This is a genomic window from Bacillus salitolerans (genome assembly GCF_042680805.1).
Lineage (GTDB): Bacteria > Bacillota > Bacilli > Bacillales > SA4 > Bacillus_CJ > Bacillus_CJ salitolerans.
The window spans coordinates 50710-63661 of record NZ_JBHUEM010000045.1; the positions used below are offsets into that span (position 1 = coordinate 50710).

Genomic DNA, 12952 nt, shown 5'->3' on the forward strand with positions numbered 1-12952 from the left:
CTGGGTATACCCAAACCTACGGCTTATTGGAAATGCTACCCCTGTGTTTCAGCGTTGTCGATTGTTTGGTTACGATAAAGCATAGGCGGAGCTAGTCCATATTGGGTGATAAAGAGCAGCAATTAATATACCAACAACTGCGGCATTTACACCCATTAATCCGCCTTTTACTTTCGTGTTTCGGCGTAAACTTTCCCCAGAAAGGCAAAGTCCCTAGAATAAGTAGGAATGCTGGTAGGAATATTGCTACTGTAGCTAATAATCCACCTTGCCAACCACCTATGACAGCACCGATGTAAAAACCGCAAATGTAAATAAAGGACCAGGAACTGCATGGCGTGAATTTATTCCAACTGGCTGGTTAACCGAAGAGGAGTTTCTAGCTGGTTATGGTACTGCGATAAATTGGATCGCAATGTTTGATAGTTTTTATCGCTCTGCTTCTTTAATAATAGGGAGGATATAAGTAACCCAAAGAATAAAGTTAAGCAATCTTTACTCCAATTGATTTCGCCTTCGCAGCACTCCTATTTAGCATGTTAGTTTATTGGAAATTACCACCTTGGGTAATCGTTGTAACTGGTGCTATCGGTGGGTTTCTATTATCATTGATTTAGTATACAAAAGTAGTAGTGTTTTTTCACAACTAGTTCGGTTGTGAAGTAGAAAAACCGAATTGACAAGGCTAATATCAAGGGAAATCGCATACTTTTAGACAACAAAATCACACAGAAAAACGCAGAGGTTTTAGCATCCTCTGCGTTTTTTATAATCTAATGACCTGTTCTTCAACTAACACATCTCGTTTGTTGAAGAAAGAAAATAGTATATTTTTACTTATACGAATTCAAAAAAACGTTTTCTAAATCTTGAATACTAATACCCGTTGTTTGAATGAAACTTCCTTCAAAATCGCCTGTACTATTTGATTCTTTAATAATTTTACCTAAAACTTCCTCTCCGTATATATCAATCAAATATTTAATTGCAAAGTAGCTTTGTCTATAAACATTTGCTCCTTCTTGAAATCTTGCGGTTTGCCATTGTTCTCCGTTAACTAACTGACTAAATGGTACTAATTTAAAATCAGAATATTCTACGATTGCTTTATCATTCCCTATATATTCAGATATTCCTTCTTGAAACCATATTGGATAAACAGAAGTACCAAATTCCGAACCTTCAACCATTCGATTGAAGGTATAATGAGTATATTCGTGCAAGATAGATTTTTGGAAAAAATAAAGCGGTGTCTCTTTTTTTTCTAGAATCATTTCTTTATAGTTGTACCTAATTGATAATAACTTGTCAAAATCTGAATAAAATCCTGATATATCTATAAGTTCTGATAACTCATTTAATTCATCCTTGTCTTTAAACACAATTAAATCAACAGCTTTTACTTTTACTGTTCCAAAAATTTCTTCGTTTTTATTTATTGCCCAATCTAATGTTTCTTTTGTAACTGGAATAAGTTCTGAAAAATCATCTGGGTAATAAATAGAGATATGATGATGCTGTTCTTTCAACCTATTTTCTTTTAATTGTCTTTCATTTTCACCTTCAAAATTTAATGTTAAAGCCATCTTAATAGATTGAAAAAAGGGTAAATCCTCATTCGTTTCCTTCTCCAGTGTCTTATTTATAAAAACACCCACTACAAAGGCTAGTGATAACAAGATTACAAATACAATTAAAAAAATAATAGATAAAATTTTTAATGGTTTCCTCATTTCTAAACCTACCTTTATTGCCTATCTTACAAGATTAGCAAGAGAATATTAACAACATTGTAAATCATTTGTCCTAATTGAAGAAACCTCCCGTTATTTTAAAAAGCAGAACAACTATTCATACAATTATTTTAATATTAAATTACATAATTCCTTAAAAAATTGAGGAAAGTATTGCTTTTGGCGGTCTTTTAACTCTTCATCGGTAACAGGAACTACTACATCAACAATTGCATCCTCACTTATCACAAGTCGCTTTAACTTAGCCAATACGCAATTCCTCCAAATCCTGCTCTTCGATTTCTAATTGCTTTAATATACGCTTATTGTTTCGCTTAGAGGCTATCATTGTCAAAGAATTGCTGGAAGAAGATGATCAAAAGACGGTGGATACTTTTGAGGATATGTAAGCTCAGAGCTTTTATTACAGTCACGATATTACCATTTCCTGTTTACGCGTTACCGATGGTAGAATATTAGCGGTTTTGAAGTAAAAAAAGCCTAATTCCCCTTATCTTTACCGAGGAGTTAGGCTATTTCTTCCACAATCGCACCAAGTGTTGAGTATATTTTTTATTGAATAGTATATTTGTACTGTGCAGCATGACCCTATTATTTTGTCGTCTTTTTATATCTCATTTTCTGCTAAATTTTCTGCTTTTAACAAGATAAAGATATTCCCATCCAAACTTGCATTCTATTCGAGGAATCAGTGTTACACCTTCATTTATTAATCATCCTAAATTGTTAAAACTAAAGAAACATTTACGTCATAATTTGGACATGAATTTCCAGTAGTCTATATTCATTGGGACAATGAGATAGGTTATCTGACACACTAAAATATGAGCGACCTTCCTCACAGTCCAATAAAGAAAATATTAAGTGACAAGGGAGGTGCTCCCTGTCAGGAGGAGGAGTCTAGGATGAATTTTATTAAACGAGCTTTGTTGAGTGTAAAAGCGAGAAAAGGAAAAAGCCTACTACAGATATTCGTGTTTTCTGTTATTTGTGTTTTGGTACTAGCTGGTCTTTCTATTCAAACGGCGGCTCAAAAATCTGGGGAGCTTGCCAGACAAAAGCTTGGAGCGGATGTCACTCTTCAAGTAGACATGGAGAAACTACGGGAGAACATGCAATCGCAACAGCAATCATCAGGTGAACGAGTACGTTTCCAATCTACACCTATTCCAATAAACTCAGCAGAGGAATTAACCTCATTTTCACAAATTAAGGGGTACAATTTTTACTCTTCCACAACCGCATTGGCTACAACTTTTGAACCGATTGAAAGTGCCGAAGAAACTGTGGAATCAACGGATGAAAGTACCGACAGTAATGTGACACAGGGTCAAGGTAGGTCTAGAGGAATGGCTCAAGGTGATATTTCAATCCAGGGTGTTACGTATACAGACTCCTCTACAGAATTTATGGACAGAACATCGACTTTAGAAGAAGGCGAGCACATTAATGAAGAAGATATAGGAAAAAATGTGGCTCTTATTGAACAGACTCTTGCGGAAGAGAATGATTTAACAGTTGGCGACACGATAACGGTTACCAATCCTTTGGACGACTCAATTACAGTAGAACTTTTAGTAAAAGGAATTTATTCTACAACCTCAGTTGGTTCGGATCAAGGAATGAATTTTACTGCACTAATTCCATACAACAAAATATATGTTCCGTATACGACTGCAGCTACGTTAAAAGGAACGGAATATGAAGGAACGATTGATAGTGCTATTTATTACATTGAAAATCCTGCAGAAATGGATAGCTTTATAAATCAAGCTCAACTAGAAAGTAGCATTGATTTTGATACGTTCAAACTAGATGCTAATGATCAACTTTATCAACAGATGGTTGGTCCGATTGATAATGTGGCTAGCTTTTCAAATAACATTGTTTATCTTGTCTCGATAGCCGGCGCAATTATTTTAGGTTTAATTATCATGATGTCAATACGTGAACGAAAATATGAAATGGGTGTGCTTTTAGCAATCGGTGAACAACGTTGGAAGCTTGTGGGTCAGTTTATTGTTGAAATTTTAATTGTGGCGGCAATCTCTTTCGGAATTGCAACATTCAGTGGTAACGCCGTTGCTAACCAAGTAAGCGATCAGTTGTTAAATCAAGAATTAGAGACAGCGGAACAGACAAATACACCAGCATCATTTAGAGGTAGAGGAATGTTCGGAGGAGGAATGGCAGGATTGCAAGCAGGACAAACTCAACAAGTCGAGACAATCGAAGACTTAGACGTGAGTGTAACTGCTGATGACTTAGGATTATTAGCCTTAATTGGAATACTTATCGCAATCTTATCTTCTCTTCTGCCAACGTTCTCGGTGTTAAGACTTCAACCGAAAACAATTCTGAGCAGACAAGATTAATTTTCAAAAAGGAGATGATTACAAAATGACGTTGCTTGAATTAAACAATGTTAGCTATTGGTATAAACATGAAAATAAAAGACACGATATTCTAAAAAAAATCAATATCAGCTTTGAACGAGGTATGTTTTATACGATTGTAGGTCCTTCCGGTTCAGGTAAGACAACCTTTCTAGCACTAGCAAGTGCACTTGATGTGCCGAAGGAAGGTTCTATATTCTATGAAGGGAAAGAAATAAAAAAAATTGGCTTAACTAAATTCCGAAGCAAATATGTTTCAATTGTCTTTCAGTCGTATAACCTGTTACCTTACATGACGGCTTTGCAAAATGTCATTACGGGTATTGAAATAAAAGGAACAAAACATAAAAATAAAAAGGAGTTCGCACTGCAAATGCTCGAACGGGTGGGTATCTCATCTGAACAAGCTCGCCAGAAAGTATTAACACTGAGCGGAGGACAACAGCAGCGTGTTTCCATTGCGCGTGCACTTTGCTCAGATACAGATTTAATTGTAGCAGATGAACCAACAGGTAATCTGGATGAAAACACTGCACAAGAAATTGTCGATCTTCTCCAATCTTTAGCACATAACGAAGGAAAATGTATAATTGTTGTAACCCATGATCAAACGATTGCAAGTAAGTCAGATAAGATTGTTAAGCTATCTAAAGGAAACCTTACGTTAACAGACAACATGACAGACAATTTATCCCTCGCTGGAAAGTAGATTAAACTTGATAAGACCTTTGTCTACTCAATTTGTGTACAAGCATATTGTTAAATGTAACTTTCCTAAAGGGGTAGATTATGTTGAAACAATTATTTGTTTTTTTTTGGTCTAATGATGATTTGTATTTTCATGGTATATGCCAATGCTCTAAGTCCAAAACCAACCCCTCCTATCAATGGGTCTATAGAAACTAATGTCTCTGTTCAACAAGATACCGAAACATATGATGAAAACTTAGACTCCATCATTATTGAATTGGAATACTTGCATGAGGAAGATCAAGACAAAGAAGTTGACGGATTTATTGTTGAAACCTACAGAGAGTATGAAATTTATAAGGATAAGGAAGGAAACATATTAAAACAAGTTCCAACTTCAAACTTTAATTACTTAAAATATAAAGAATAATAAGCAGATTTAATCTTATTGAGGGCATTTATTTGCCCTTTTTTGTCTCATAAGTTGTCAAATAAGACGAAACGATCACCCTTAAAGAGTGATCGTCTTTATCGATTTTTATTTAGTTACCAGTATATTTGTACTGCGCAACAATGACTTTCTTGTGTTATTATTCATCTTTAAAATAAGCTACCGATAGTTGAATATCTAAACTATTCAACCCTTGACTCCCAACGATCGTAAAAAACAACTATGAATATTGGGACTAACCACTTTATTGCCATTAGAAAGTGATTCCAATTATGATAAATAAGCCAACCTTGAAAAGAAGAATATATTGAAAAAGCAATTATGCATAATGTAATAAGTATAAACATCAGTGGTCTATATTTTAATGAAAAGATTGGAATAATTGTTCCAATCAAAACCCCTAAAACTAAACTTAAACCGAGATCGACAAATCGGTCGTCGGCAGGTGGAAATTCGAATATACCTGGTATCCATTGATAAAGCTCAATTAATGCACCTCCTAATGCTCCCCCAATTATAGCAGTTATACTGTAAACTACTGAGAATAGTCGAAAACGGTAAGGTAAAGGATTCTTGTAATAAAGAAGACGATCTGAATATAAAGAAAATAAAGAAAAACCAAGAAGGTAAGCAAAGAATGAAAACCAAATAGACCATTGCATATAGACTAAATAACCAGTTTTCAAAAATATCATTTCTATTATGATATAAATAACCGTAAATAGAAGTACCACTTTCCACTTTTTATATTTAGATGCGTAATAAATAAATAAGATAGAAGTGAAAGGTAAAATAAGAACATCACTGAAAAGTACCCCTAACTGGTTATCTTTTAGGGGATCTGATAGTAATTTAGTTGGGAATTTTTATAATCCCATAAATTGATTAAAAGTAATCTCCGCAATATCAACAAACATTACACCAATTGCATATGTATTTATTAGAAAATGCCAAGAAAGATTAGTTCCCTTTTTTAAAAATACAATCCAAGTTAATGTTACGATGGTCATTAAAAAATAAAGCATAATTAATCTCCTGATAAACACCTGAATTTTATTTATTTTATGTTATCAAAGTTCATTCAAACATATTCCACAAAAATGAACATATTAAATAAAAACAATCACCCCATTGTCCATCCGTTATCATGTGAAATATACTTCTTCTTAAAAATAAAATCACTCTATTTCATATAACTTATGTTCACATCAAAAATACTTAACAGAGATATTATAATACCAATTGAAATACCCCAAGCTAGCAACGGTCTTTTATGATGAATAGGCAAAATAAAAAATATAATCCCTGTAAATATGGCAGACCACCACATATTCCAACCATTATGATATGTGATAAAGCCTAATTTACTGTTTATGTACTCAATAGTTATATATATTCCAAACCATAATAAAAACCATAAAGAACGTTTCTTCCATTCTTCAGGAAACCTTCCCAGATAAATTAATACTGTTGCAGTATAAGAGACAGTCATCGCTAAAATTGTAATCAATGTATGATTAGGTAAGATTAAATCATGGAAAAGCCACATGGATTTGTTATAGAGTAGAAAATTATATAAAAAATCTCCAGTGATTAAGAAAAGGATAGTTGGGTAATACTTTTTCCAGTTTCTCCAATCTCCCCATGTAAATCCTGCTATAAGATACAAAGCATTAATTAAAATGTACATGTAACCATTCCTTCGGATATTAGTATTACCTATCCTTTCCAAATCACACAAAGTTATAATTTAGGTTACATAATAATTTTTATATCCTAATATTTAATAAAAGCTTCTTCCACTGTGATGAATGCTATAGTTTAAGTGCATTTTTTCACAAGTTACTAAAATTAAAGACTCTTGTTGCGTAGTATAAAGTCTACTACGTATTAAGGAGTGACAATTTTCTTATCCGCATTTTGATCGTTAAATGCATTTCTTCACAACTTATATTATACTTAAAATAAATTCCTTGTAAGTGTTCTTTCAAAACCTAGCCCGATTACACATAAAAACTAGCGAATTTAAAGCTACTTATTTATCATATAGCCCCTAAAAATTAGCATTTTCTTATGAAATTGCTGTGTAAAAAATGTGTACAATGATTTCAAAACCTACCTTTTTCAGCCTTTTTCTCAAAAAAAAGCAAAAAACACTCATAAACGTTGATTTATCAACATTTGTGAGTGTTCTACCGTTTCTTAACTTATCTCATTTTTACCTAAAGATACCGGTGGTCGGGGTCGAACCCACTTCTAAAAGAACAAAATTTTCTGTCCTACTACCATAATTATACAATACCTTCTTTCGCTAATTTCTCTTCCTAGCTATTATCCTTTTCCACTAAATCCTTCAATGATTCTTTGTCATTAATATTTTCAAAATAAATACCATCCACCTTAAGATCTTTTTCTGAGAGATATAAGGTATCTATTTGATTTAAAAGCGCTGTCATTCTGTAAATGTCATTGTCTAATAGCTCTTTAATAAGTGGGAAGACGGATCGATGATAAACTGCTATTAATGGCTGCATTTTGCCATGAATCACTGGGATAGTCGCTTGAAAATCAGATGAAATATAAGAAAGTAGGGTTTCTATTATTGAGGATGTAATTTTAGGAACATCACATGACAGGGTTATATACCACTCTGCCTCAATAGAATTCATGGCAGAAAATATACCCGCTAAAGGTCCTTTCCCTCTAATCGTTTCCTCATCTAAGATAACGGGAAGGTTTGTTGTTTGTTCAAACTCCACTTTCAAGCTTGGATGACTCACGATGATCTGTGAAGACGTTACATCCCGTAATGCATGATAGGAATGTCTCCAAAAAGGTTTGCCCTCATACAAAGCAAATGCTTTTGGAGACCCGAAACGTCTCGATTCTCCTCCTGCTAAAATAACACCGCAGATCTTTTCATTCATGTCATCACCTCTATGATACAAAAGGACTTCAACTAAAGAAGTCCTTTTGCACGATTTATTGTTCAATTTTTTCAATTAATAGTGAAAGCTCGGTCCAACGTTCCATTGCCAATTCAAGTTCTTCCTTAACCTTTCTCTCCTCTTCCATTAAGGAAGATATTTTCACAAAATCAGAACCAGCTTGTTCAATTTGATTCGTTATAGATGATAGTTTATTTTCTAACTTTTCAATTCGATCCTCAATTGTGTCCCAGTCTTTTTGATCTTGATAGGATAATTTACGTTTTTTTGGCTTTTCTTCACGTTCCACTTTTACAGATGCTTGCTTTTCTTTTTCGGCTTGTGCTTTTTCATTCAGCTTCTGCTTTTCTAAGTAGTCACTATAGCTACCAACATAGGTAGAGATCATCCCTTCACCTTCTACAATTAACAGCTGATCCACTACTTTATCTAAAAAGTATCGATCATGTGATACAGTAATCACTACACCTGGAAACTCTTCAAGATAATCCTCGAGTACCGTTAATGTTTCGGTATCTAAATCATTTGTTGGTTCATCAAGTAATAGTACATTCGGTTCTTCCATTAGGATTTTTAATAAATATAATCGTCTTCTTTCGCCACCTGATAGTTTTCCAAGTGGAGTACCGTGGGTTGATGGTGGGAATAAGAAACGTTCAAGCATTTGAGACACGGAGATCGTGGACCCATCCTTTGTATGGACCACTGATGCCGTTTCTCTAATATAATCAATCATTCGTTTACTCAGGTTCATCTCTTCATTTTCTTGTGTGTAATAACCTATTCGTACCGTAGATCCGATTTCCATTTCACCTTGATCTGGAGTATACTTCCCGGAAATAATATTTAACAAGGTTGATTTCCCTGTCCCATTCCTTCCAATTATTCCAATACGATCATGAGGCTTTATTAAATAACTGAAATGACTAATTAGTTTCCTATTATCGAATTGCTTAGAGATGTCAATAAGCTCAATTACTTTTTTACCAAGTCGATTTGCCGTTAAGCTAACATCTACTTTTCCTACGTGATCAGGACCATCTAGTTGTTCAAGCTCCTCGAATCTTTGGATTCTAGCTTTTTGTTTTGTTGTCCTTGCCTTTGCGCCTTTTCTCATCCACTCTAATTCTTGCTTATACAATTGACGATGCTTATGCCATGATTTTTGTTCTTCTTCAAGACGGATGGCCTTTGCTTCGATAAATGCTGAGTAGTTTCCTTTATATGTGTGAAGTTTACCTTGATCTAATTCAATAATTCGATTCGCTACACGGTCTAAGAAATATCGGTCATGGGTAACAAATAATAATGAGCCCGTATATTTACTTAGCCATTCCTCTAACCATTCTATCGATTCTGCGTCTAAGTGGTTCGTTGGTTCATCAAGTATGAGTAAATCAGGTGTATCGATTAAGTTTTGCGCAAGGGCCACACGTTTTTTTTGACCACCCGATAATTCATGAATGTGTTGATTAAAATTGATGATACCGAGCTTTGTTAAAATAGCCTTTGCATTTGAACTAGCATCCCATGCATTCATAACATCCATTTGCTGCTGCAGTGGGTACAATTTAGTGAGAAGAGCTTCATTTGTCGGATTTAATTCAATTTCTCGAAGAATTCTTTCATATTCCTTTAGTAATTTATTCACTGGGGTTTCTGTTGAAAACAGCTGCTCTAATACGGTCATACCTTCATTTAAGACAGGATGCTGAGATAAGTAACTTATGGAATAGTCCTTTGAGGTAACAATCTGACCTTCATCCGGGACTTCGACTCCATAGACAATTTTTAATAGCGTCGACTTACCGGTTCCATTGATCCCGATAATCCCAACTCTTTCTTGTTCAGTGATACTAAATGAAATATCTTGAAATAAGTTTTTTTCAACATAACTCTTTGTTACATTCTCAATTGTGATCATTTTCATGATTGTCCATACCATTCCTTCATAAACTGATTTAAAAAATCAAGCATATACAGATGCCGCCTGCTTGCCATGTCTTTAGCGGTTTCAGTGTTCATTAAGTCTTTTAATTTCAATAGCTTTTCATAAAAATGGTTGATAGGGGTAGATTTGCCTGTTCGATATTCTTCTTTTGTCATCGTTTCACGAACAGGAAGAGACGGATCATACATAATATCCCCTTTAGAACCAGCATAAGCAAATGTACGAGCAATACCAATGGCTCCTATTGCATCCAGCCTGTCAGCATCCTGTACCACTTTTCCTTCAATTGTATCTATTAACAGATTATTGCCACCCTTGTATGACATACTTCCTATAATAGAAAGGATATGCTCCTTTTCTATGGCGTCAACGTTACATTGTGTAAGCCAAGTATCAACCTTTTTGAGCCCTATTTCTTCTGACTCATTTAGTTTTTCATCTGCAATGTCGTGTAAAAGGGCTGCCATCTCGACGATAAATGGATCAGCTTCTTCTTTTAATGCTAATTCCTTTGCAATGTTGGTGACTCTCACAATGTGCCACCAATCATGACCACTTGCATCTTTCTCCAATTGCTTTTTTACAAAGTCTTTTGTTAGATCTATTGTTTGGTTCATCGGTTTCTCCTTTGAAGTACTCCCTTGTATTGTAGCATGTTTTTAATAGGCATTCGTGGAATTTCTTATTGGACAAATCGCAAAACTGGGTACTTGACATAATCTGATGTTGAAATATTCTGTGGAGGGGATATGATGAACGTTCCTTATTCATTGATGCCGTACTTTTACAATCGAACCTTATTTTATCCGATTATACAAGAAGCAGGCCTTCATCCATATATACTGTATGGAATGTCACATACTCCATTAATGGGGATGCATAAGCAGTTAAGTGAACTTATAGGTGGAACGAATAATGAATCACATCGTCCATATCGAATCGTTGAGTCATGGGAAGCAAATGAAATGTTCTATTAATAAAATACTAAGGAAAGAGAAACGATGTTCTCTTTCCTAAAAAAAGGAGTGTAATCAATGAATTCTCATTTTCCAATCCGGGAAATTGGCACTGCATGGTATGGAAGGCATATTGTGATCGTTCGCTGTCAGCCCACAACCAATCAATTTTTAGGCATGCATCAAAGTGATCATGCACCGGTTGAACCACCATCCAACAATTGTGCTGAAACACTAGCACGCTTTGTAAGCATTGGCTATTCTATCATCGGAGCCTACTTTGTACCTCCAAAAGAAATTCACTATCTTTTATTTAAATAAGGATTAATCAAACCGTTTTGTCTCAATTCCGTCTATTATTTCTTCTAGCTCTGTTAAAAGATTAAGCTGAACAGGTGCTGGTAAATGATCCATCCAGTATTGAATTTCAGGGAGAGCCTCTGCTTCCTCAAGACTAGTGGGTTTAACATCAAGGTTATTAATCCATATTTTTAACTCTTTACTAAATTCATAAAAATACCTTTCAAATCTTTCCGCCCATTCAGCTCCTTCGTCATCAGTGGTTTTTTGCATCATGGACCAGGCTTCAAGAGCCGTTTCAAAATGTTCCTGGATTATGGACATCGAATCTCACCTACTTATTTTGTAAGCCAGCTAATCCCAATTGTTTTCTCACCAGCATGGACACCAATAACGGAACCAAGTGGACATACATCAATTTTCAAGGATTGATTAAAGGCTTTAAGTTTATTTTTCCAATCATTTGCTAAATCAGGTATCCTTCCATATAAAATAGACACTTCTTTAATTGATGGATTGTTTGTAAGCGCTTCCTTAAATAGATCTATCATTCTCTGTTCAGCCTTCTTATCGGTTCTAATCTTCTCAAACGTCTGCAATTCTCCATTTTCTAGTGCAAGGATTGGTTTTATTTTAAGGGCGGATCCTATAAAAAATTGTGCCCCTGACATTCTTCCGCCTTTATGTAATTGTTCAAGACTACCGATCATTACGTATGTCTCATGATCGTCTGCCATTTCTCGTACCTTATGGACAATGGTTTCGAACGATTCACCTGAGGCTTGTAAGTCAATCCCTCTTCTTATCATCTTCCCCATCGGCAACGATAAGATTTTAGAATCAATCACCTCAATTGGGAAATCTACCATTTTAGCCGCTTGCGTACTTGTCGAATATGTACCACTTAATTTACTAGAAACATGAACTGATATAATCGCGTCATACTGATTCCTTAATGACTCATATAATTCCAAGAACGTTCCTACTGATGGTTGAGAGGATGTTGGTAAACTCTTTGAATCTTCCAGCTTCAAAAAAAATTCCTCTCGAGTTAAATCAACCCCATCTCTATATTCCTCACCCTCAAACATAATCAGCATCGGGATCGTATATATATCGGGATGTCCTTGTAACGCTTCATCCAGAAAAACCGTACTATCTGTCACCCAAGCAATCTTCATCTGTATTCCCCCTTTGTACAAAATTATACGGAATTTTCTTGAAATATTCATCTATGTTTTCATAATAGTACAAAAAAGAAAAAAGCTGTCTTGTAGTTTGACAGCTTTTAAACAAAATCTTATAAAATTGATTATACTAAATAACTTTGCATTGCAATTGGATCTGGCTCTTGTTCTGCTGCAAATTGTACTTGTTTTGCAATCGGATCAGGTTCCTGTTCTCCTGCAACAACATTAAATACAAGGTTACTAATACTTAACAAACTAAAAGTGATCACCAGTGCAACTAAAAGATAACTTAACTTTTTACTCATCATACTTCACT

General features: G+C 34.8%; 16 protein-coding genes and 2 pseudogenes. 6 read left to right on the top strand and 12 right to left on the bottom strand.

What is annotated here, in order from left to right; all coding sequences use genetic code 11:
* Positions 1-87: 87 nt before the first annotated feature.
* Positions 88-336 (bottom strand): annotated as a pseudogene (locus ACFSCX_RS17935) (chromate transporter); the annotation flags it as partial.
* 152 nt (positions 337-488) lie between these two features.
* Here ACFSCX_RS17935 and ACFSCX_RS17940 point away from each other — a divergent pair.
* Positions 489-617 (top strand): annotated as a pseudogene (locus ACFSCX_RS17940) (chromate transporter); the annotation flags it as partial.
* Positions 618-833: 216 nt separating this feature from the next.
* Here the strand turns inward: ACFSCX_RS17940 and ACFSCX_RS17945 are convergent.
* Together ACFSCX_RS17945 and ACFSCX_RS17950 are read right to left on the bottom strand one after the other, a co-directional pair.
* On the bottom strand, positions 834-1733 hold the full coding sequence (locus ACFSCX_RS17945) for a collagenase (protein WP_377929616.1): 900 nt from the start codon (positions 1731-1733) through the stop codon (positions 834-836).
* Between the two features lie 126 nt (positions 1734-1859).
* On the bottom strand, positions 1860-2003 hold the full coding sequence (locus tag ACFSCX_RS17950; protein WP_377929617.1) for a hypothetical protein: 144 nt from the start codon (positions 2001-2003) through the stop codon (positions 1860-1862).
* A gap of 656 nt (positions 2004-2659) precedes the next feature.
* Between ACFSCX_RS17950 and ACFSCX_RS17955 the strand changes: the two genes are divergently transcribed.
* The 3 genes from ACFSCX_RS17955 (at position 2660) to ACFSCX_RS17965 (ending at position 5270) form a co-directional block, all read left to right on the top strand.
* The gene (locus ACFSCX_RS17955) at positions 2660-4129 is read left to right on the top strand and encodes an ABC transporter permease (protein WP_377929618.1); all 1470 of its coding nucleotides are present in this window, start codon (positions 2660-2662) and stop codon (positions 4127-4129) included.
* 25 nt (positions 4130-4154) lie between these two features.
* Positions 4155-4859 carry an ABC transporter ATP-binding protein gene (locus tag ACFSCX_RS17960; protein WP_377929619.1) on the top strand — a complete coding sequence of 235 codons (705 nt, stop codon included), beginning with the start codon at positions 4155-4157 and terminating at the stop codon, positions 4857-4859.
* A gap of 132 nt (positions 4860-4991) precedes the next feature.
* Positions 4992-5270 (top strand): hypothetical protein, encoded by a 279-nt coding sequence (locus ACFSCX_RS17965; RefSeq protein ID WP_377929620.1) that lies wholly within the window; start codon positions 4992-4994, stop codon positions 5268-5270.
* Between the two features lie 203 nt (positions 5271-5473).
* Here ACFSCX_RS17965 and ACFSCX_RS17970 read toward each other — a convergent pair whose 3' ends face one another.
* The 6 genes from ACFSCX_RS17970 to ACFSCX_RS17995 form a co-directional block, all read right to left on the bottom strand.
* Positions 5474-5977, bottom strand: a complete 504-nt coding sequence (locus tag ACFSCX_RS17970; protein ID WP_377929621.1) for a hypothetical protein — start codon at positions 5975-5977, stop codon at positions 5474-5476.
* A gap of 180 nt (positions 5978-6157) precedes the next feature.
* Positions 6158-6316, bottom strand: coding sequence for a hypothetical protein (locus ACFSCX_RS17975; RefSeq protein ID WP_377929622.1), 159 nt, complete (start codon positions 6314-6316; stop codon positions 6158-6160).
* A 158-nt stretch (positions 6317-6474) separates the two neighbouring features.
* Complete coding sequence (locus ACFSCX_RS17980; protein WP_377929623.1) at positions 6475-6981, bottom strand: CBO0543 family protein; 507 nt, start codon at positions 6979-6981, stop codon at positions 6475-6477.
* Between the two features lie 634 nt (positions 6982-7615).
* Positions 7616-8218, bottom strand: a complete 603-nt coding sequence (gene mobA / locus ACFSCX_RS17985; RefSeq protein ID WP_377929624.1) for a molybdenum cofactor guanylyltransferase — start codon at positions 8216-8218, stop codon at positions 7616-7618.
* A gap of 55 nt (positions 8219-8273) precedes the next feature.
* On the bottom strand, positions 8274-10169 hold the full coding sequence (locus ACFSCX_RS17990; protein ID WP_377929625.1) for an ABC-F family ATP-binding cassette domain-containing protein: 1896 nt from the start codon (positions 10167-10169) through the stop codon (positions 8274-8276).
* Positions 10166-10807, bottom strand: a complete 642-nt coding sequence (locus ACFSCX_RS17995) for an HD domain-containing protein (RefSeq protein WP_377929626.1) — start codon at positions 10805-10807, stop codon at positions 10166-10168. Before ACFSCX_RS17995 ends, ACFSCX_RS17990 begins: the two co-directional genes overlap by 4 nt.
* A 135-nt stretch (positions 10808-10942) precedes the next feature.
* On the opposite strand from ACFSCX_RS17995, the gene ACFSCX_RS18000 reads away from it, so the two are divergent.
* Positions 10943-11167 carry a hypothetical protein gene (locus ACFSCX_RS18000; RefSeq protein ID WP_377929627.1) on the top strand — a complete coding sequence of 75 codons (225 nt, stop codon included), beginning with the start codon at positions 10943-10945 and terminating at the stop codon, positions 11165-11167.
* 57 nt (positions 11168-11224) lie between these two features.
* Positions 11225-11467 carry a hypothetical protein gene (locus ACFSCX_RS18005; protein ID WP_377929628.1) on the top strand — a complete coding sequence of 81 codons (243 nt, stop codon included), beginning with the start codon at positions 11225-11227 and terminating at the stop codon, positions 11465-11467.
* A gap of 3 nt (positions 11468-11470) precedes the next feature.
* Here ACFSCX_RS18005 and ACFSCX_RS18010 read toward each other — a convergent pair whose 3' ends face one another.
* The 3 genes from ACFSCX_RS18010 to ACFSCX_RS18020 all read right to left on the bottom strand — a co-directional run bounded on the left by ACFSCX_RS18010 (position 11471) and on the right by ACFSCX_RS18020 (position 12941).
* Positions 11471-11770 (bottom strand): hypothetical protein, encoded by a 300-nt coding sequence (locus tag ACFSCX_RS18010; RefSeq protein WP_377929629.1) that lies wholly within the window; start codon positions 11768-11770, stop codon positions 11471-11473.
* A gap of 14 nt (positions 11771-11784) precedes the next feature.
* Complete coding sequence (locus ACFSCX_RS18015; RefSeq protein WP_377929630.1) at positions 11785-12627, bottom strand: DegV family protein; 843 nt, start codon at positions 12625-12627, stop codon at positions 11785-11787.
* 131 nt (positions 12628-12758) lie between these two features.
* Positions 12759-12941 carry a hypothetical protein gene (locus ACFSCX_RS18020; protein ID WP_377929631.1) on the bottom strand — a complete coding sequence of 61 codons (183 nt, stop codon included), beginning with the start codon at positions 12939-12941 and terminating at the stop codon, positions 12759-12761.
* Positions 12942-12952 lie beyond the last annotated feature (11 nt).

What these genes read in the sequence shown, in the direction of transcription:
- ACFSCX_RS17965 (WP_377929620.1), top strand. Translation starts at nt 4,992, where the DNA reads ATGGTATATGCCAATGCTCTAAGTCCAAAACCAACCCCTCCTATCAAT.
- ACFSCX_RS18005 (WP_377929628.1), top strand. Translation starts at nt 11,225, where the DNA reads ATGAATTCTCATTTTCCAATCCGGGAAATTGGCACTGCATGGTATGGA.
- ACFSCX_RS17995 (WP_377929626.1), bottom strand. Translation starts at nt 10,807, where the DNA reads ATGAACCAAACAATAGATCTAACAAAAGACTTTGTAAAAAAGCAATTG.
- ACFSCX_RS17945 (WP_377929616.1), bottom strand. Translation starts at nt 1,733, where the DNA reads ATGAGGAAACCATTAAAAATTTTATCTATTATTTTTTTAATTGTATTT.
- ACFSCX_RS18000 (WP_377929627.1), top strand. Translation starts at nt 10,943, where the DNA reads ATGAACGTTCCTTATTCATTGATGCCGTACTTTTACAATCGAACCTTA.
- ACFSCX_RS18020 (WP_377929631.1), bottom strand. Translation starts at nt 12,941, where the DNA reads ATGAGTAAAAAGTTAAGTTATCTTTTAGTTGCACTGGTGATCACTTTT.
- ACFSCX_RS18010 (WP_377929629.1), bottom strand. Translation starts at nt 11,770, where the DNA reads ATGTCCATAATCCAGGAACATTTTGAAACGGCTCTTGAAGCCTGGTCC.
- mobA (WP_377929624.1), bottom strand. Translation starts at nt 8,218, where the DNA reads ATGAATGAAAAGATCTGCGGTGTTATTTTAGCAGGAGGAGAATCGAGA.
- ACFSCX_RS17990 (WP_377929625.1), bottom strand. Translation starts at nt 10,169, where the DNA reads ATGAAAATGATCACAATTGAGAATGTAACAAAGAGTTATGTTGAAAAA.
- ACFSCX_RS17960 (WP_377929619.1), top strand. Translation starts at nt 4,155, where the DNA reads ATGACGTTGCTTGAATTAAACAATGTTAGCTATTGGTATAAACATGAA.
- ACFSCX_RS17955 (WP_377929618.1), top strand. Translation starts at nt 2,660, where the DNA reads ATGAATTTTATTAAACGAGCTTTGTTGAGTGTAAAAGCGAGAAAAGGA.
- ACFSCX_RS17980 (WP_377929623.1), bottom strand. Translation starts at nt 6,981, where the DNA reads ATGTACATTTTAATTAATGCTTTGTATCTTATAGCAGGATTTACATGG.
- ACFSCX_RS17975 (WP_377929622.1), bottom strand. Translation starts at nt 6,316, where the DNA reads ATGCTTTATTTTTTAATGACCATCGTAACATTAACTTGGATTGTATTT.
- ACFSCX_RS18015 (WP_377929630.1), bottom strand. Translation starts at nt 12,627, where the DNA reads ATGAAGATTGCTTGGGTGACAGATAGTACGGTTTTTCTGGATGAAGCG.